This is a genomic window from Oligoflexus sp., assembly GCF_035712445.1.
GTDB lineage: Bacteria > Bdellovibrionota_B > Oligoflexia > Oligoflexales > Oligoflexaceae > Oligoflexus.
On sequence record NZ_DASTAT010000115.1, the window covers coordinates 57033 to 75237 of the forward strand.

The 18205-nt window shown below is 53.9% G+C and carries 17 protein-coding genes; 8 read left to right on the forward strand and 9 right to left on the reverse strand.

Translation table 11 applies throughout. From position 1 onward, the window contains the following. The first annotated feature begins 140 nt into the window (after positions 1–140). Genes VFO10_RS25135 through VFO10_RS25145 form a run of 3 tightly spaced genes read left to right on the forward strand, consistent with a single transcriptional unit; the run spans position 141 to position 2182 of the window. Entirely contained in the window at positions 141–731 is a 591-nt protein-coding gene (locus tag VFO10_RS25135) for an SIS domain-containing protein (protein WP_325144757.1), read from the forward strand. An 8-nt stretch (positions 732–739) separates the two neighbouring features. Then, the gene (locus VFO10_RS25140; protein WP_325144758.1) at positions 740–1084 is read left to right on the forward strand and encodes a histidine triad nucleotide-binding protein; all 345 of its coding nucleotides are present in this window, start codon (positions 740–742) and stop codon (positions 1082–1084) included. Positions 1085–1087: 3 nt separating this feature from the next. Then, the gene (locus tag VFO10_RS25145; protein ID WP_325144759.1) at positions 1088–2182 is read left to right on the forward strand and encodes a type I phosphomannose isomerase catalytic subunit; all 1095 of its coding nucleotides are present in this window, start codon (positions 1088–1090) and stop codon (positions 2180–2182) included. 180 nt (positions 2183–2362) lie between these two features. On the opposite strand, the gene VFO10_RS25150 is transcribed toward VFO10_RS25145, so the two are convergent. Then, a complete protein-coding gene (locus tag VFO10_RS25150; protein WP_141731479.1) occupies positions 2363–2635 on the reverse strand; it encodes an HU family DNA-binding protein in 273 nt (90 codons plus the stop codon). A 242-nt stretch (positions 2636–2877) separates the two neighbouring features. Here VFO10_RS25150 and VFO10_RS25155 point away from each other — a divergent pair, with 242 nt between their 5' ends. From VFO10_RS25155 to VFO10_RS25175, 5 genes are all read left to right on the forward strand, one after another. Then, positions 2878–3477: a hypothetical protein gene (locus tag VFO10_RS25155; RefSeq protein WP_325144760.1), complete on the forward strand. Its 600-nt coding sequence runs from the start codon at positions 2878–2880 to the stop codon at positions 3475–3477. Positions 3478–3498: 21 nt separating this feature from the next. Further along, positions 3499–3951, forward strand: a complete 453-nt coding sequence (locus VFO10_RS25160) for a GNAT family N-acetyltransferase (protein ID WP_325144761.1) — start codon at positions 3499–3501, stop codon at positions 3949–3951. 164 nt (positions 3952–4115) lie between these two features. After that, on the forward strand, positions 4116–5750 hold the full coding sequence (locus VFO10_RS25165) for a glycosyltransferase family 2 protein (RefSeq protein ID WP_325144762.1): 1635 nt from the start codon (positions 4116–4118) through the stop codon (positions 5748–5750). Continuing rightward, on the forward strand, positions 5747–6967 hold the full coding sequence (locus VFO10_RS25170) for an AMP-binding protein (protein ID WP_325144763.1): 1221 nt from the start codon (positions 5747–5749) through the stop codon (positions 6965–6967). Before VFO10_RS25165 ends, VFO10_RS25170 begins: the two co-directional genes overlap by 4 nt. A 55-nt stretch (positions 6968–7022) precedes the next feature. Next, positions 7023–9734 (forward strand): 7TM diverse intracellular signaling domain-containing protein, encoded by a 2712-nt coding sequence (locus VFO10_RS25175; protein WP_325144764.1) that lies wholly within the window; start codon positions 7023–7025, stop codon positions 9732–9734. A 10-nt stretch (positions 9735–9744) separates the two neighbouring features. On the opposite strand, the gene VFO10_RS25180 is transcribed toward VFO10_RS25175, so the two are convergent. The 8 genes from VFO10_RS25180 to VFO10_RS25215 form a co-directional block, all read right to left on the reverse strand. Then, positions 9745–11811 carry an ELWxxDGT repeat protein gene (locus tag VFO10_RS25180; RefSeq protein ID WP_325144765.1) on the reverse strand — a complete coding sequence of 689 codons (2067 nt, stop codon included), beginning with the start codon at positions 11809–11811 and terminating at the stop codon, positions 9745–9747. A 295-nt stretch (positions 11812–12106) separates the two neighbouring features. Further along, positions 12107–12817, reverse strand: a complete 711-nt coding sequence (locus VFO10_RS25185; RefSeq protein WP_325144766.1) for a hypothetical protein — start codon at positions 12815–12817, stop codon at positions 12107–12109. A 165-nt stretch (positions 12818–12982) separates the two neighbouring features. Beyond that, entirely contained in the window at positions 12983–14914 is a 1932-nt protein-coding gene (locus tag VFO10_RS25190; protein WP_325144767.1) for a 7TM diverse intracellular signaling domain-containing protein, read from the reverse strand. 50 nt (positions 14915–14964) lie between these two features. Further along, entirely contained in the window at positions 14965–15273 is a 309-nt protein-coding gene (locus VFO10_RS25195; RefSeq protein WP_325144768.1) for a hypothetical protein, read from the reverse strand. After that, the gene (locus VFO10_RS25200) at positions 15257–15979 is read right to left on the reverse strand and encodes an SDR family oxidoreductase (RefSeq protein ID WP_325144769.1); all 723 of its coding nucleotides are present in this window, start codon (positions 15977–15979) and stop codon (positions 15257–15259) included. Before VFO10_RS25200 ends, VFO10_RS25195 begins: the two co-directional genes overlap by 17 nt. Further along, a complete protein-coding gene (locus VFO10_RS25205; RefSeq protein ID WP_325144770.1) occupies positions 15976–16374 on the reverse strand; it encodes a hypothetical protein in 399 nt (132 codons plus the stop codon). Before VFO10_RS25205 ends, VFO10_RS25200 begins: the two co-directional genes overlap by 4 nt. Before the next feature lie 17 nt (positions 16375–16391). Continuing rightward, a complete protein-coding gene (locus VFO10_RS25210; RefSeq protein WP_325144771.1) occupies positions 16392–17105 on the reverse strand; it encodes a beta-ketoacyl synthase chain length factor in 714 nt (237 codons plus the stop codon). Next, the gene (locus VFO10_RS25215) at positions 17102–18205 is read right to left on the reverse strand and encodes a beta-ketoacyl synthase N-terminal-like domain-containing protein (RefSeq protein WP_325144772.1); all 1104 of its coding nucleotides are present in this window, start codon (positions 18203–18205) and stop codon (positions 17102–17104) included. Before VFO10_RS25215 ends, VFO10_RS25210 begins: the two co-directional genes overlap by 4 nt.

An 18205-nucleotide genomic window follows, 5' to 3' on the forward strand; every position in this document is an offset into this window, starting at 1 on the left:
GGAAGCGAACGACCTTGCCCCTCAGTATTTCATCCTTCGTCAGGGCATGCAATTTGCTTTGCTTCGTGGATCGCTCTTGTGGCAAACTCCGGGGTATTGGGCAACATGTCTAAGATGAATCTGTAAAGGAAGCATAGCCGATGCTTGAACATATTCGTGCCAGCTTGGAAGAAGCCCGCACGGCACTTGAAGACCTTCTGAAAAATGAAGACGCTCAGCGTCGGATCGCCGATGCCGCCACGATTCTGATCGCTGCCTTCAAAGCCCGGGGTCATGCGTATTCCTGTGGAAATGGCGGCTCGATGTGTGATGCCATGCATTTCGCCGAGGAACTGTCCGGACGTTTTCGTCAGGATCGCCCGGCCTTGGGTGCGATGGCTATGGGTGATGGCGCGCATATCACCTGCGCCGGCAACGATTTTGGCTTCGATTATGTGTTTTCGCGTTTCATCGAAGCGCAGGGCCGCCCCGGTGATGTTCTTTTGGGCATCAGCACCAGCGGAAAAAGTCCCAACGTCATTAAAGCAGCCGAAGCCGCCAAGGCCCTGGGCATGAAGGTTATCACCCTGACCGGAAAACCCGGCAGCGCCCTTGGCAAGCTGGCTGATGTGGATATCTGCACACCCGGTGGCCGCTATGCGGATCGGGTCCAGGAACTGCATATTAAAGTGATCCACACACTGATCGAACTCGTCGAACGTGGGATGTTTTCCAGCAATTATGGGAGTTGATGAGACCCATGAGCGAAACCCTCTTTGATAAAATCCTGAGGCGGGACATTCCAGCCAAGGTCGCTTATGAAGATGAAGCGGTTTTGGCTTTCCACGATATAGCCCCGCAGGCTCCGATCCACATTCTGGTCATTCCGAAGAAAAAATGGGCTCGCTTCGCTGACTTTCGAGCTGCTGATCCGGAAGCGGTCGGGCAGTATATGATATCGGTCGCGAAAGCCGCTCAGCATGTTGGTTTGGAAGCCGGCGGCTATCGCGTAGTCTTTAACAATGGCAAAGATGCTCAACAGACCGTTGACTATATTCATGCCCATATTCTGGGTGGACGCGGTTTGAGCTGGCCCCCGGGGTGAATCATGAATCTTTCGCAGCCGATGAAGCTGTCTCCCGATCTCTTTACTCCCCTGACCCGGACGCCCTGGGCAGGTCACCTGATCGGTCCTCTCTATAAGAAAGATATCCTTCCGGCTTCCGTGCATGAACCCATCGGCGAAGCCTGGGAAGTTTCCTGTGATCCTGACTTTCCATCTCAAGTCCTGGGACATGATTTATCTTTGCTTGAGCTTATCCAGCAGAAACCGGAAGCCATGCTTTCGCCGGAATACGTGCAGGAGCATGGTGTCAACTGTGAGATCCTAATCAAATTACTCAATGCTGATGATCCACTTTCGGTACAGGTGCATCCGGAAGACGACGATCCGAATCTGAAGCCCGAGGAATGTGGCAAACCAGAATCGTGGCTCGTCCTTCACGCGGAACCTGGAGCGGGACTTTATCTCGGTTTTTCCAGGCCCATTTCCACCCAGGACCTGGGCCGCATGCTGGAAAATGATGACGATCTGCGGCCTGTTTTGCAATTCGTAGCCGTGAAACCGGGTGACTACTTCGAAATCGAGCCCGGTGTTCCCCATGCGATCGGACCTGGACTCGTGCTTTTGGAGCCGCAGCGTATCCTGTTCGGGAAAAGCGGCAAGACCTATCGTTTTTGGGATTGGGGTCGCCGTTACGATGGGCATGGACGGGTGGATCTGAAGCATGGCAAGGGTCGACCCTTGCATATAGCGGAAGCCCTGCGGATCATCAAACCGATGGAACAGGTCGGTGAAGCCTTCGTCTCTACGCTAAGGCGGCAGGCGATCACCGAGAAACCTCTGGACGGGCTTCAGGTCCTGACTTACCCCGCGAACGATTATTACCAGGTGATCCGCCTGGAGATGAAGCCTCAGGTTTCTTTCCTCGTCGAAATCCAAAAAGGTTTCGGCACTCTTGTAAGTTTGGCGGGTCGCTTCATCTGCCAGGGCCTGCACGGACAGCCTCAAAGATTCGTGGGCGGCGAGCCGGGTTTTATCCCTCATCAGGCTATGCCCATGATCGTGCGCGCCGAGGATGCGAGCAGCTGCGTCCTGGTCATACCAAAGGGTGCTGAGCTTCGCTTGAAACCTTTGCAGTAAGGTGAGGGAAAAACAGCGGTCTGCGTGAGTGGAATTGATCAGGTGCAAAACTGGCAAAAACACTCAGCCAGCCCCCTTGGGGTCCTGTGCTCTCTATTCACTTGAAAATGGGTTTTAAAGGGCGTGAAGGCGAGGGGAAAGGCTCCCGTTCAACAGGTGAACTGAGGAGCCATGGCGAGCTTATTTCACAGCTTCTTTCAGCTCTTTGCCCGGACGGAACACTGGAACTTTGCGAGCAGGAATTTGGATCTCTTCACCTGTCTGTGGGTTGCGACCCATACGAGCCTTGCGGTTCGAGACAGAGAAAGTGCCAAAGCCAACCAGCTTCACGCCATCTTTCTTTTTGATGTTCTTAGTGACGACTTCGATGAAAGCGTCCAAAGACTTCTCAGTGTCGGATTTGGTCAGGCCTGTGACTTTGGTCATTGCTTCAACCAACTCGGCTTTGTTCATGGAAACCTCCAATGGCTTGAATCGAAATGGAACTTGGGTACGCAGCTAAAGGTTTACAGGCTATGCGTTTGTTGTCAAGATTTAGTATCTTGGCAGACATTTTTTTTAGCTTTTGTGCAGGGTGCTCGTCAAGAATTTGGTAATTTGCATATTCAGGTTTTACAATTTCTCCAGACTCCAGGGCTTCACATAGTCTCTCAAAGCCCGCCAGGAGCCTAGTCTGGGACCATGAGGTAAGCAACATGATGCGCAGTCTTCTCTGCTTCCTGGTCATCTGTGTGTATAGTATGAGCACCCTGGCAAAGCCCAGGACCCTTGATCGGCTTATACTCGAGATCAATGGCAAGTCTTACAGTCAGAGGCAGATGGAAGTCTACCAGGCTCTTCGCACTATAGCTGCAGGCGAGCCATCTGACAAGGGTTTGCCGGGGCCGGACACTTGGTCTTCAGCGATCGATAGTTTCCGAGTTGAGATGATGATCTACATAAATATCGAAAATGATGCAGAGAAGATGGAAAAGCTCCCGGTCGATAGCAAAGCCATAAGGCAGGTGCAGGAAAAGCTGGAGGCCTTGGTGGCCACCGATGACAAATGGCGTGACTTCCACCGTCGCTACTCGATCAGTGATAGGGAAGTGACGGAACACCTCATTCGAATGTTTAAGGTGCAGGCTTATCTCGAAAGCCGTGGACGGCCTGCTACACCTGGGCAGGGCGTCTCAACGGGTTACCGAAAAATTGATGTCACCGAATCCTGGTTTGTGACACTCTTCCATGCCACCCCGCATCGCCTCTATGATCGGGCACGGAGCTATCAGGTCATTGAACCCTTGGGGGGATGAAGGTTGGACAGGACAGTCGAAGTGAAATTTTATCAAGGGACAGTGGAAGAAAAAGAAGGGCTCGCTCGCGTTTGTCAGGAATGGGCCGCGGAAGAATTCTGGCCCTATGAGGAATTTCTGGTGTCACTCAAGATTCCAGGCACCTTTCTCCTGTTTCAGTCGGAGAACAATCAATGGCTTTCCCTTGCCCTTGGCCGGGCGATGGGTGGGGAAACCGAGCTTTTTTATATCTATGTGAGCACAAAAGCGAGGCGCCGTGGACTTGCGGATGCGCTGCTCGCCGTTTTCTGCGATCATGCCCAGCGCGACTGGTCCTGTGAAAGGGTCATGCTGGAAGTTCGGACGAGCAATCTTCCTGCGCAAAGACTCTATGAAAAGCATGGGTTCGAGAAAGTGGCTGTTCGGAAGCGTTACTATCAGAACGGCGAAGACGCACTGATCTATGAAAAGGCCTTCAAAGCCGTTGACGGATAATTCAGGTCCTTGTTTCCAAATCATGGGCGAGTGTATTCAGAAAGGTCAACGCAGGTGGGGGACCAGGCAGCGAGATCGAGGAATGGTGACGTTTGGAAACAAAGACCTCATCAACCATACAAAAGCATGGTCTTCCTTGCAACTTGAAAAAGGACAATTAAAACATGTCAGCTTCGATGCAGACATCAGCCGCGCATCTGCTGGTTTTGGTGCCTGTCTATAATCACGCGGCCACGCTGGGCAAGGTTTTGCGTGAACTCAGCACGGTGAATCTGCCGATCCTTGTTGTCGACGACGGCAGCACGGATGGAATCGAGGCTGTGCTCATCGACTTCCCGCAGCACACCATTTTGAAACATCAGACGAACCGCGGCAAAGGCGAGGCCCTGCGTACCGGTATGCAATGGGCCATGAGCCAGGGCTTTACGGCTGTGCTGACCTTCGATGCGGACGGCCAGCACAGGGTCGCTGATATTCCCAAACTCCTGTCTGCGTGGCGCGAGGACCCTGAGGCGATCACGATCGGAGTCAGGGATTTCAAGGCCGCAGCCAGTGGATCTGTGCCCTTCGGATCAAAAATTGGGCGTTTCCTCTCGAATCTCTTTGTATGGGTCGAGACTGGTCAGGCCATGCAGGATACGCAGTCGGGGCTTCGCATCTATGGGCTGCATCGGCGGCTGCTGCGGAGTCTGAAGGCTCAGCGCTATCATTTCGAAGTCGAAATCCTGGTGCGTGCGGTGTGGATGGGGCTCAACGTTCACACTGTTCCGGTCGGTGTGATCTATCCGCGTCCTGAAGAGCGCATTTCACATTTTCGCGTGTGGGTCGACACCCTGCGCATGGCGGGCCTGCATTGCCAATTTTTAGGGCTGCGGCTTTTCATGCTGCTGGGACTTTACCAGCAAAGGCCCTTGAAAAGTCCCGAAGAGATCGGTGGGGTCGGGGTCATAGCCTGGCTCGTCCAGAGGCTCGGGATTCGCTTCTGTTATACACTTATGATCCTGCCGGTGATGTTCATCTTCCTCAAGGAAAGCTCGCGGCGAGCGGCGATTATGGAATTTCATGCTCAGCTTAGGCCCGCTGCGAGTCGATGGAATCGGCTGAAAGCGAGTCTCAGCAACTTCTGGTATTTCGGGATGAGTCTTTTGGATCGTTTGAATCCTGCGGGCAATTCGAGCATCCTGGCCCCGGCGAGCCTGAGCGAGGAAACCTGGAAGCATTTGCTCGGACAGGGCAGCATCTTTGTGGGCGCACACTATGGCGATTGGTTTTTGGTCGCTTTGCATAAACGCGACGTCTTCGATCGGCCCATGGGGCTTGTCATGGATCCGCGCGGAACGCCGGAGTTCATGGACAAGGTCATGGAGCTTTATGGCGATCGGATTCGCATCATAGATCCTTTCCAGGAGCCCTTGGCCTTTGCCCTGGAGGTGAAACAAATTCTGGACGAGCGCGGGAACGTCTGTTTTTTGGGTGACAGGCTTCAGGGTAAAGCTCGGGAATACACGGTGAGTCTGCCTTTCCTGGGCAAGGAAGCCGCGTTTCTGCAAGCGCCTTTTGATTTGGCTCTGCGCCTTCGGGTTCCCGTTCTTTATTTTGGCTGCACCAAACAGGGCATCACGCCTGCAGCCCCTTATCAGATTTTTCTTCATTCCATCTACGACGGACGGGAGCGTTTGCCGGCCAGGGCCCTGGTCGAACGCTACGTCAGGCATCTGGAATCACAGGTGCAGACGGCCCCCCAGCATTGGTTTAACTTCATTCCCTTCTGGCGTCAGTTGGAGACGGAGAGAGCATGAGCTTGAATTGGTCGCAGCTCTTCGCACGCGCGGAACGAATGCGTGACGAGGTCCTGCACGAAGCATGGGCCAAGGAACTGCCCCTTCTTTTGCAGCCGTCCACCCGCCCCGGAAGCCTGCTGCTGCTTGCCCTTGGTTTTATGTGGCCCTTTGGGGTGATCCTGGATGAGAAAAATCTTCTGAGAGGCGGCACAGCGTTTCGTTTGGACGAAAGGCTGATTCCTGCTGATCTGATGCCGCCTTCCGAGCGGATTGAAGCGGATCCGGTGGCGCCCGCGTTCTGGTCCCGTCTTGAAGAATGGCAGCTGACCCTTTGCACGTCGGGCTCCACGGGCGAACCCAAACGCATTCAAAAGACTGGTGCCGGACTTCTGGCCGAGGTGCGGGATCTTGCGGGGATTTATGGGTGGCGTGAAGGGGATGCCATACTCTCTTTGGTGAGTCCGCTGCATATTTACGGGCTCCTTCATAGTTTTCTTCTGCCCTGGTTTTGCCGGGCGTCTGTTGAGTTCGTGAATTTTCAAAAAGGCCCGATTGATATTCCGGACCTTGCATCGACCCGCTACGCCGCTGTCATTGCAGTTCCAGCGACCTGGAGCTTTGTGAAGGATCTTCTGAACAGTCGGTCGCTCGGAACTCTGGTGATGTCGGGCGCGCCTTTTGGAGCAAAGCGCCGCGGCGAGCTGCAGGAGTTTTCACGCAAGCCTGAACGGGCCGTGGAAATCCTTGGCAGCACGGAAACCGGCGGGATTGGAATGAGATCCCTGCTTGAGCCCGAGGATTGTTTTCGCTGTCTCCCGTCGGTGCGCATCATGGAAGAATCGGGCGAACAATGGGTGCTATCCCCTTATGTGCAGCCTGCGACGCGCTGGGTGCTGGCGGATCGATTGGAAGTGAAGTCTGATGGGCGCTTTCTGCATCAGGGTCGCAGTGATCGCATTTTCAAGTATGCAGGACAGCGCTACGCACTTGCCGAAGTCGAGACGGCATTGAGCCGAATCCATGCGCATGCGGAGACGCTGGCCTTCTTTCATCGTGATGATGCCGTTGCACAGGGCGGCTGGCTGGAGGCCTGGATTGAATCCGACCCCTTGCCGGTGGATGCCGAGGTCCGGCGACGCTATCAGGCGGAAACGCCCGCTCCTTTCCCGCACCGCGTGCATTTCATGCCTTCCTTTCCAAGGGATGGGCAGGGGAAGGTCCAAATCCTGACTTAAGCTTCCTTTTCCATGATAAAATGTTTCCATTCTTCAAAGATTGGAATGGAAGCTTATGCGCCAGCTCTTTCGTTGGATCATCATATGGGCAGCGTGGATGGGCCTCACGCCGACCCTTCAGGCTGCGTTTCCCGTGCAATGGTCGGATGCCGGTGTTTCCTACTGGGTTGAGGACCAGCCCGCGACGATCCATGACGTGATGCAAAGGCAGGCGACGGATTTCAAGCAGACCACCAGCTTGCAGCCCAATGTTGGCTTTTCCGCGCATTATCTCTGGTTTTCCATCGCGCTGAAAAACACGGATACCAGGGCGCTGGACTTTATCTTTGAAGTCGCCTATCCACGTCTTGAGGACCTTGACCTTTATGCGGTCAACGGTCAGGGGCAGATCCGCTATCATTTTGTCTCCGGTTCGGAGACCCCGGCTGCGGAAAGGCCGATCCACCATGTGAACTATGCCTTTCCCATCCGCGCCGAAGCAGGCGAGGACCTGCGCTTTTACATCCGAACGCGAACGGACAATCCTCTCCGCTTTCCGGTGAAAGTCTGGCCGCTGGAGCAGTTCCGAGCCTATCAGCAGCAGCACCAGCTGACCCAGGGACTTTACTATGGTGGCATTGTCATCATGGTGATCTATAACCTTTTCGTTTTCTTTGGGACGCGCAATCGTTCGTACCTCTTTTACTGTCTCTTCGTTTTTTCCACAGCAGCTTACCTGGCGAGCGATAGCGGGCTTCTGACTCACTATGTTTTTACGGATTCGAGTTTTTGGAACAATAAGATTACGCTGGTCGCGATCTTAGGCGCGAACGTCTTCGGCCTTTATTTCGCGGCCTATTTTATGAACCTGCGCGAGCATGATCCGTTGGTCAACCGCCAGATATCGCGGTTGATTCCGGTGCTGTCGTCGATGCTGCTTGCTGTGCCCTTCTTTCATTATCATGTGATCGGTATCATTCTGACGATCGTGAGTACGCTGAATTCCCTGGTGCTGATGCTTTTGACCGTTCGTGGACTGATGCGGAAGCAGCGTGAGGCCTATTTCTATGCGGCGGCGTGGTCGAGCCTTCTGCTTGGAACGTTCACCTATGGGCTTTTGTCTTTGGGATTCATCCAGCCGAATTTTTTTACGGAAAAGGGGCTGCAGCTGGGATCCTTCTTTGAAGTGACGATCCTGTCCTTTGCTCTGGCCGATCGACTGAATCAGTTGCAACTGGGATTGAAAGAGGCCAACAGTCGCCTGGCTCATTACCTGCAGCATGTGGAAGAACAGGTGCTGATCAAAACGCGGGATATCCGTTCCATCATGGAGCATATTCCGATGGGGGTGTTTTCGATTATTCCCGGGCTCAAGGTGCATAAGGATCACTCGCTCTTCATGGAAAAACTCTTCTACAGAAAAGAGATTGAAGGGATGGATGCGATCCAGCTGCTGTTTGAATATGCTCTGATCGATGCCGATCAGAAGGCCCAGATGGCATCGGCGCTGCAGCTTTCGATCGGTGAGGATCAGTTGGCGTTTGAATTGAACAGGCCTGGCCTATTGGAGCAGGTGGAAACTCAATTCAAAGGCGAGCGGCGGATTCTGCATCTTCTTTGGAATCCGGTTTGCAATGATGCGGGCGTGCTCGAAAAGGTCCTGGTAACGGCGCATGATATCACGCGGCTTTTGATGCTGGAGGATGAATCGCGCAGCCAACGGCAGGAGCTTGGCATGATTCGAAGGATTCTGGAAGTCCCGGTTGCCTCGTTCCATTCCTTTGTTCGAAAGGCGGAGCAGCTGCTGCAGGAGTGTGAAGCCATGGCGGAGGACGGTCGCGAGACCTATAAGAAGGTTCTGCTGTTTCACATTCACACGCTGAAGGGCACGGCGCGCTCGCTTTATTTCAATGAGATCGCAGAGCTTTGCCATCATATTGAAGAAAAGTGCGCCGCGGCCACGGCTGCAGAGCTGAAGGTGATGCTGGGTGAAGTGAAGGGGATGGTGCATAGGTATCGGGATACGGCTGTGAATAAGCTGGGACGGCGTCTGGACACCCATGAGGATCTGCGCCTGCCGACCGGATTTTTACGGGATATTCTGCAGGATTTGGCCGCTGCCGGTGCGAGCGGACGAGGGGCTCAGACGAGAATGCAAACGCTGGAAGCTGCGCTTTTCCGGCCTTTGAACGAAGTCTTGAAGGAATCGCTCAAGGCCACGGTGCCCTTGGCTTTGGAGCTGGGCAAAGCGGAGCCGCGGATCGAGATCGCTGCTGAGGGTTGGGGCGTGACGCAGGCCGGGGCGGATATGCTGATGGGCGTGCTCACGCATCTAGTGCGGAACAGCATGGATCATGGTTTGGAGCCTGCTGGGGAACGGCAGAAGGCTGGGAAGAATCCTCAAGGCTTGATTACGGTGACCGCGGATGTGGATGCGGGGCAGCTCAAGCTTGCATTTGCGGATGATGGTCGTGGTTTGAATCTGAAGGAGCTTAGGAAGATCGGGATGCAGAAAGGGTTGATTCAAGGGAATGCTTCGCTTTCTGATGTCGTGGAGCTGGTGTTTCAGCCCGAGCTTTCCACCCAGAATCATGTGTCGCTGGTATCTGGACGCGGGATAGGGATGGCGGCTGTTCGGGATTATCTGCGGCGCGAGGGTGGGGATGCTGTGATCAGCCTGGGGGCTGTGGATGAAGGGCTGGGGTTTGTGGAGTTTAGTGTGAATATTTTGCTGCCGCCTGCCGTGTGGAGCAGGCTGCAGCCGGTGGGGTTGTCGAAGTCGGCTTAAGGTTTTTTGTTTAGAGCGGTGCTGGGGTCAGGTGGATCCGAGGACCGTCCGGAGTTGTTGCTACGAAGACCAACTGTTGACCGAAGGCAGCGAGACTGAATGCATCGCTGGAGCCATTGACGTTAATGTCTTTGACTATAATTGTTCCTGACTCTGTACCATCTGACTTCCAAGGTTCGAGATTGTGAATTCCATCGTGAGCTCTGAAGTACAATAAGTTGCCCACAGCTGTGAGCGAGGTCATCGAGCTGCCGATTGTTCCTGTTCGAATGTCTTTCACAAGGACAGTCCCGGACTCAGTGCCATCAGATTTCCAGAGTTCGGTGCCGCTCGTGCCATTATCAGCTGTAAAGAATAATGTTCCATTGACAGTCGTGAGGTTTCCCGGAGTACTTCCGTTTAGGCCGGTGCGGACATCTTTTACCATCATTGTTCCTGCTTCCGTACCGTCCGTTTTCCAGAGTTCACGGCCTGAAGTCCCGTTGTCTGCCCGGAAATACAGGTATCCTCCGAGAATTGCAAAGGGCGCCGCGCCAGCTGCTGAAAGACCATCCGAGTTTCCAACGCGTATGTCTTTAACCATGACGGTGCCTGCGTCTGTACCATCAGACTTCCAGAGCTCCCGTCCGTAATCGCTCAGTTCTGCGCTGAAGAACAGTGTGCTTCCCATGGCCATGAAATCTGAGGGTACAGTGTCGGTCATGTTATCCAAGTCTTTGACCTTGACTGTTCCGCTTTCTGTGCCGTCTGATTTCCAAAGATCGAAATCACCGTTGCCATCGTCAGCTGCAAAGTAAAGGATTCCGTTGACGTTTGTTAGCGATGCTGGCGAACTGGATGATGAACCTGAATTTATATCCTTGACCAAAGTCGTTCCAATTTCTGTCCCATCCGATTTCCACAATTCAGCCCCGGTCGTGCTTTCAATTCCTGTAAAGTAGAGAGTTCCATTGACGTTGATCAAAAGGCTGGGGACAACCGATGCGCTCGGTTTAACTTTGACAGTGCCTGCTGTCGTACCATCCGTTTTCCAAAGGCGAACTCCCGATCCATCATCTGCAGTAAAATAGAGGACCCCTCCCACGCTCTCAAAATTCGAGGGAGAGCTATTCGACGCCCCTGTGTAAATGTCTTTGACTAGCGTCGTACCCGCGAGCGTTCCATCCGTTGCCCAAAGTTCGGCTCCATGGGTGCTTGAATTTCCTTGGAAGTAAACCTTGCCAGCAAACTCGGCAAAACCACTTTGGATGTTGAGTCCTGCTGACGAGATGACATTCGGCACCAGCCGATATTCCTTATAAGCATTCACATTGCCATAACCACTCGAAGGAACACAGGCCGATTCACTCAAACGACTGTAGCGATCCGATGTGGTGGCATCGGAGGCATAGGAATAATAAGTCGCAACCGTATGATAAGAAGCATTGCTATCATCACAATCCGTAGTCCCGAGACTCGCGGCTAGATACCCAGCCGGCAGCGAAGCTCCGGTGCAGAGCGACCCGGAACTGGCAATCGAATGCCCATCATTGTCCGCATCCCGATGCGAGTAGGCGAGCGTCTGCCATTTCGTGGCGTCGGTGCTATCACAATCGCTATAGACAACCTGAGCCAACGTTAAAGTATAAGCAGTATTGGAAGGACAAACCTGAGAGGACTGCGAACCATCCGCATAGCCATCTCCATCCGCATCCGTGAGTTTATAGCGAGTCACCCGAAGCGCATCGTTTTCACCAGGACAAAGATCCTGATCATCGGTGACGCCGTCCATATCTGTATCAGCAGTAGCACTGGTGTTTCCCGAACCTGATCCTGTGCTCCCACTGCCTCCCGTATTCGTATTGCCTGAGCTATCGTTTGTGGTCGAATCAGTTGATGGCGAAGGGCTGGTTTCGCTGGCGACATCCTTATCATTCTTGCCCGCAGGGCTGCCGGGAAGGGGACCCGAAGACTTGTCCGTGCCTCCTGTTTCCTCACCCGTGGCCGGGGCCTCGTCGCCTTGAGCGCTGCCCTTTCCGCCTGGTTTGGTGCAGGCGGTGAAGGTGATGAATAGAGACATGGCTATGAGCGCTTTCATGGGCGACTCCAAAATTATTTGGAAATCCACTTTCAACGCTATTCGGTGAGGCCCGGTTAAATTATTAAGCAGGTTGAGTTTTAATTTTTATTTCCCAATGCAGTGTTCAATGCTGAAAACGGAAGGCGGGTTGTTTGAATCCAAGTTGATGGATTCATAAGGCAATTTAGGGGTCCAAAAAAACCAAACATGGCCTCGTCACACAGCGTCAGGAACTTGAACTTTTGGCTTCTGCCCGGCGAGTTAAACGCGCCGGACGGGAGCTTGATGATCAGTTTGAGCTAAAAATGGGACTTCACTGCAGGCTGATGAAGTGGGGCCGTGACAGGAAACTTTCTTCCAAACGAATCCGCGAATTATCCTGACGGGGATGGCTTTCCCTTTTGATTTCAAGGGTTAACTCCTTACCGCGGGGGAAGCGGGCCAGCTGCTCGCGACTGAAGACCAAACGTAAGGATTCTTTCGTATAAAGGCACTCTTTCACAGAGGGATCAGCCGTGGATATCACAGTGGGCTCGTAGTTCAGGCAGAGGGTGATTTCATCTTCACCGAAGAGTGGTTCACCTTCCATGAGCACGGTCAGCTCGCGATCACCGCGGAGCGCAGTTCCTTCAGACGGAACTTTGATGGAAGTCGGTGCGGGAACCTTGGCCTCTGTGACAAAGACTTCGCCATCGTTATTCACATAGCGGAATTCCAGAGGCATGTTCGGCGTGCGGGTCATGGGCATTTCAAGATTATAGCTCGCCGAGTTGAGTACGTTGCTATACTTCATAGGCGTGCTGTTGAAAGTGATCGTGCTGCCATCGGTAAGCTTAAGACTGGTACCGAGATTGTCTTCATAATGAAACGAAGCCGAGGCTTTGAGTTGGCTGCTGCCTTCATCGTAGGTCACTTCGTAGGATTGCTCGATGGTGCTCTGCTTCACATCCGCAGAACGGCCGGTGCCGCAAGCTGTCAGGGCAAGCAGGGGTAAAAGAAGCCAAGAGCGAGTTTGTTGCTGCATGTGTGTGTCTCCGCAAGCCAAGGGTTGGTGTCTGGCTCTTATCCTTTCGCAAATCCTATGCCGCCACTTTTCAGGTCATTTTGGCCGAAAAGGCGCAACTTTCAGTCCTCAGCAGGACGTATCACGGCAGGAATTTGTTGCAGCTGTGAACGAGAGTTTACACGCTCAGGCAGGCGTTGAGGGAATTTCCACATAGTAGAGGGCCTTGGCATCCCGGTCATCACGGACCTGTATGCCGGCTCCCTCCAGATCGAAGCTCTTGAAGCGCTCGCGCATTTCCGCGTCCAGGCTCATCCAGACCTTCCTTTGAATGATGATGACGCTGCTGGGGGCGCCATCGGGGAAGATGGTGCGGCGCATGCCTTCATATCGCGTTGCCAGAATCACGGAGCGGCCATAGACGTCGTATTCACGGGTACCTGTCGAAGGGAAATAGCCTTCGATCGTATCGTAGGCGATCCCGATGCTGCAGTGAATAGGTTCGGCATAGGCGAAGAGACGAGCCTCTTCATGAAAAATCTGCACAAAACGCAGAGCCAGCTGCACCGAGGAATTGGCAAGGTTTCCCATGCCCGGCGTTCGGAAGGGAAAACCCACCGAGCATAGAAAGCCATCACCCATCTCTTTGATGCGGTAGCCTGTGGCCGTCAGCTGCTCGGGATCGTAGCCTTCGTCAATAATGGAAAGACAGCGTTTGATGGAGTTTTCCAAAAACGACTTCACATGAATATGCTCGATCCGCGAGGAACCGATGATATCAAAGGCCAGAACGCAGGCCGTGCTCTTGCCGGTCGGCATCGTTTCTTCCAGGGGTTTGCCCTGCTGCATCATATGCAGCTGATGCGGATAGAACACCTTGGCGAGCTGATTATAGCTGTGGCGCCGCATTTTTTCCTCGACCCTGAGGTTTTGAAAGAAGCGGTCATAGATCTGCGCGATGGCAAAGGACTGGCAGATGGTGAAGATCAGAAAGCCGATATGGAAGAAAAAGGCCTGCAGTTCATTGAACACAAAGATATTGATGAGGTCGATCACCGAAGCCAGAAGAATGGCCAGGGCCCCGATGGCAATGGTCAGGGCCGCCGTTCTTTTCAGGTAAACAGCCCGGAAGATGACGAGGATGAACCAGATGGAAAAACCCGACCCCAGAATGAAGAACCAGTTGATCAAATGCGTGAAGGTCAAAGAGGGCAGGAGGAGCGTGCAACTCAGAACCACGAAACTGCCAATGGCCACCAGCACCCAGCGCATCTTTAATTCATCAGGGAAAAGACGCTGGACATAAAACCAGATCAGCGGCGGGCAGAGATAAAGGCTCAGGTATTCCATGCGGAACATCGTCACCCAGCTAAGGTCATCGATGAAAAACTCAAAGATGCGCGTGCCGACCGTCGAAAGGCGCGTGCCCACCGCGAGGCAGCAGAAGGAAAAGGCAATCGTCACGATTTCACGGCGCAAAAAGAAGAGAGCCAGATGATAGATGCCAATGGCCCAGATGCCACCGATGAAGGCGATTTCGATGAGTTGATTCATCCGCGCCGTATGCGTCAGACTTTCGAAACTTCCTATGCGCATCGCTCGCCAGGTGCCGCCGCGCGCATGATGGAAATTGGAGATCTGCACGACGATGTCATAGCTTCCCGCATCCGGCAGGCGAAGAATGCCTGAATTCCTGGAGGGAATGGATGTTTCCTCGGTCGTGCCGACGTTTCCGGCCTTGAAGAACTCAACGCCATTCACAAAAATCTTCACGGCTGTCGACATGTGCGGAATCTCAAGTGCCATGTCCTTGGCATCACCGACATCGACCCGCAGATGATAGGTCGCATATCCACAGCAGACTTTCAGCTGCTTATGCCAGGTCGCGGGCATGGGGAAATATTGGATAGGTATCCGTTTTTTCACCTCGTCCGGAGATAAAAGCTCCATCCAGAAAAATTCCCAATGACCCTGAAGAAAGGTGGCATCCCCACGCGCGAAATTCCATTTGCGCAGATCAAGGTAACCAGGCTGCGTGGGAATAGCCGCCTCACTCGCCGATGCAGTGAAGATGCCGGCAAGAAGCAGGGTCCATAACAATCGAAGCAGTTTTCCCATGCCCTCGTAGTCGGCATTTTCGGCTGAAAGATAAGGATCTTGCGAAGATTTTAAAGCAGGCTTTTGATGAACTGAACCATGCCCTGCGAGTAAATTTTATCGTCTGCAAAAATTTTCCAGAAAGCCGTGTGATCCTGGACTTTTAAGGAAAGGTGAACACGAGTTCCGGGAAGGATAGGGGCCGGGAATTTGGCTTTCCTGACCTCGCTCAGCGTCAGACTCTGATCCAGGATCCTTTGCAAATGATCGAGCACCAGATCGAGCTGCGCCACAGCAGGGAAAATCGGATGTCCGGGAAAATGCCCATCGAAACAGGGATGGTCCGCGGGAATCAGGATGTTTTCAACAGTAAAGTCCACCGTTCACCTGAATCGTTGTGCCATTGATATAGGAGCTTGCGTTGGAGGCGAGAAAACCAACCACCTGCGCGACTTCATCCGGTTCACCCATGCGTCCTATGGGAATGGCTTTGATCTGCTCAGGACCCACGACAGCGTCGGTCATGTCGGTCGCGATCCAGCCGGGACTCACGCAATTGACGAGGATCCCTTTGCGAGCCACTTCCCGCGCGAGTGATTTGCTGGCCGCGACCAAAGCGCCTTTGGCCGCCGCATAATTGGTCTGTCCAGCCTGTCCCGTTTCACCGGCGAGACTGGCCAAAAGAATGATGCGACCCCAACGCTGTTGAATCATATGGGGAAGAAAGGCCTTGTTCAGGTGATAGAAGGAATTCAAAGCCAGCTGAATCGGCTCAAAAAAAGCCTTTTCCTCAAGGAAATAAAAAAGACCATCCGCCTTGCTCGCGGCATTGTGAATCACGATATCAAAACCCGGCTGCCAATCCAGGGCCGTTTTCACACAGGTTTCAATGGATCCGGGATCATTCAAATCCATCGAAAATGCGCGGATATGATCCTCGCCGTTCAGATCCTTGATCAAGGCGCTGGCCGTGTCCGCACCCTTGCAGTATGTGAAGGCTACCGAATGATGCGGGAGCGAAGCAAAATGCCGAACGAGGGCGGCGCCAATGCCGCGATTGCCGCCGGTGATGAAAACGCGCTTCATGATACCGATCCTCGGGTTTCCTGGTAAAAACTCATCATGGATCGGGCCACGGTTTCACCCTGGTATTCCAGGGTAATGCTCGCCTGGCTTAAGGCATCCATCTCGGTTTCTATGGTGACTTCAGCCAGCATCGCATCCCCGGGAACCAAGGGTGGTCTTTGCAGCAGCGCCCATTCCCTGATGGATAATAAAAATCCAGGGGCCGGGGCCCCATGATCCGAACCGCGCAGCGCGCCGCAAACCGTCGCTGCGGCCTGAGCCATTATCTCAAGCAGCCAGTGATAGCGAAAACTTTCGCTTTCGTTCCAGTAGGGCTTGCCCTTCGCGAGGATACTGCTCACACGACCCTTCTTTTGACCGGGATCCAGATCAATCAGATCATTGACGAGGAGCATGGGGCCCTTATGCGGAATCAAGGTATCGGGAGCCATCGGGTGACCAGACTTTCTCCTGAAAGGGAGCGGACCAAGCGGGCCGCAAGAGGACGTCCCTGGTTCAGGAGCCAGGGTGGAATCCTTGAATCGTGTTCCGTAAAAATTTCAGGACTGCTGCTGTTAAAATCGTCGAGCGTTCCCTCGCGGCAGAAATCGAGGACCTGCAGTGCATTGTCAGCCTGATTGCCGAGCAAAAGGATTTCCGCCTGGGCCCGATCGGCTCCATTCGATCCCAGATACTCATGAGCATGAATGACAAAGCTCATGGAATCGAGGCCATGCACCATGCGCAATTGCGCAAGCTGCAGGCAGTTATCCGCAGACAGAAAACCACCCGAGAGAGCATAGCAGGCATGCCGAATGCCGTGAGTCATGGATAAATAGGCGAGCGCCGCATTCTGCACGGAATGCTGAAATTCCTTGGGTGAAACAGGCAGATCATGATCGGCGATGGCCCGCGTGACCTGAAGCATGGCACTCAGCTCGCCAAAGCCACTGGAATAAAAGATTGGCGCTTCCTGCTCACGGGCTTTCCGCATGGCATCGGGAGCGAGAGCATCCAAAGCGGCAAAGGCTTGCACGACCGATTTTTGAAGAGCGGTCATGCGCCGGAAAAAAGGTGAAGCCAGGCGCAGCTGACTTTCCGCTGTCCACTCTTCCGACACTGCTGCGTGAAGATAAACCTTGTTCATGGCTGCTCCGCCGCAAAAAGCAGGGAAATATTGCTGCCGCCGAAGCCAAAGGAATTGCTGAGGGCCTTCTTATGCCCGCGCAGCCGCAGCATCGCAACGGTGATGGCCGCTTCCAAAGCACCGGCCGCACCCAGATAATGGCCGCTGAGGCCCTTGGTTGCATGCAGACGATCCAGCTGCCCAAACACAGCCGTCACAGCGTCGGCTTCAGCGGCATCGTTGCCTTCCGTGCCGGTGCCGTGCGCGTTGATATAATCCACAGCATCCGGGGTCCAGCCTGCATTCGCTAAAGCCAATTCCATGGTTTTTTTCATCCAGACGCCCTGAGGTGCAGGCTGCACCATATGATGCGCCTCGGAAAGAGCGGCATAGGCGCGAATCGTGGCGAGTCCCGGGCTTTTCGGTTCTTTTTCCAAAAGCAGAAGAGCCCCGCCTTCACCCAGATTGATGCCTTTGCGATTCGGTGAAAAAGGCTGGCAGACATCATGATCGAGGATCTGAAGACTGTCGAAGCCATGCAGGGTCACGCGGTTTAAGATATCAATGCCCCCCGCAATCGCAACCTTGCACATGCCGGAGCGCACCGCATCAAAAGCCTGGCCGATGGCCTGGGCCGCAGCCGCGCAGCTTGATGAAAACGTGAAGTGAGGGCCGCGGAGCGGAAAGATTTTCCGCATTTCCTGCGTGATCCATACCTGCTGCATATCAGGGGAAAGGAAATTCATAAGCGGCAGACCCGAGGCGCGATGCTGGGAAAGAGCAGAAAAAAATCCATCAATGCCACAGGTCGTCGTGCCCACGAAAAAACCGATATCCTGCGGCGCGAAACGATCAAAGACCCCGGTCTCGCTGTGCAGCCGCTCGATCATGCCCTGCATCACGCGGCGCATGACCTGATCGGATTTCATGCGGTCCTCGGGTGGAACGCCGTAAGCCTCCAAAGGCAATTCGCCGAGCGGAGCCGGGATCCATTCCGCAAAACGGTGATCGCGTCTTATACCCGCTTTTTTGTCGATAACGGCCGCACCCAGGTCCTGCCAGCACGAGCCAAGAGCCGACGCGACGCTGATGCCTGTGATGCTGATGGGGGCGCTTTGCAT

Excerpts from the sequence above, each read along its gene's own strand:
- VFO10_RS25135 (WP_325144757.1), top strand. The coding sequence starts at position 141 with ATGCTTGAACATATTCGTGCCAGCTTGGAAGAAGCCCGCACGGCACTT.
- VFO10_RS25140 (WP_325144758.1), top strand. The coding sequence starts at position 740 with ATGAGCGAAACCCTCTTTGATAAAATCCTGAGGCGGGACATTCCAGCC.
- VFO10_RS25145 (WP_325144759.1), top strand. The coding sequence starts at position 1,088 with ATGAATCTTTCGCAGCCGATGAAGCTGTCTCCCGATCTCTTTACTCCC.
- VFO10_RS25150 (WP_141731479.1), bottom strand. The coding sequence starts at position 2,635 with ATGAACAAAGCCGAGTTGGTTGAAGCAATGACCAAAGTCACAGGCCTG.
- VFO10_RS25155 (WP_325144760.1), top strand. The coding sequence starts at position 2,878 with ATGATGCGCAGTCTTCTCTGCTTCCTGGTCATCTGTGTGTATAGTATG.
- VFO10_RS25165 (WP_325144762.1), top strand. The coding sequence starts at position 4,116 with ATGTCAGCTTCGATGCAGACATCAGCCGCGCATCTGCTGGTTTTGGTG.
- VFO10_RS25170 (WP_325144763.1), top strand. The coding sequence starts at position 5,747 with ATGAGCTTGAATTGGTCGCAGCTCTTCGCACGCGCGGAACGAATGCGT.
- VFO10_RS25175 (WP_325144764.1), top strand. The coding sequence starts at position 7,023 with ATGCGCCAGCTCTTTCGTTGGATCATCATATGGGCAGCGTGGATGGGC.
- VFO10_RS25180 (WP_325144765.1), bottom strand. The coding sequence starts at position 11,811 with ATGAAAGCGCTCATAGCCATGTCTCTATTCATCACCTTCACCGCCTGC.
- VFO10_RS25185 (WP_325144766.1), bottom strand. The coding sequence starts at position 12,817 with ATGCAGCAACAAACTCGCTCTTGGCTTCTTTTACCCCTGCTTGCCCTG.
- VFO10_RS25190 (WP_325144767.1), bottom strand. The coding sequence starts at position 14,914 with ATGGGAAAACTGCTTCGATTGTTATGGACCCTGCTTCTTGCCGGCATC.
- VFO10_RS25200 (WP_325144769.1), bottom strand. The coding sequence starts at position 15,979 with ATGAAGCGCGTTTTCATCACCGGCGGCAATCGCGGCATTGGCGCCGCC.
- VFO10_RS25205 (WP_325144770.1), bottom strand. The coding sequence starts at position 16,374 with ATGCTCCTCGTCAATGATCTGATTGATCTGGATCCCGGTCAAAAGAAG.
- VFO10_RS25210 (WP_325144771.1), bottom strand. The coding sequence starts at position 17,105 with ATGAACAAGGTTTATCTTCACGCAGCAGTGTCGGAAGAGTGGACAGCG.
- VFO10_RS25215 (WP_325144772.1), bottom strand. The coding sequence starts at position 18,205 with ATGCAAAGCGCCCCCATCAGCATCACAGGCATCAGCGTCGCGTCGGCT.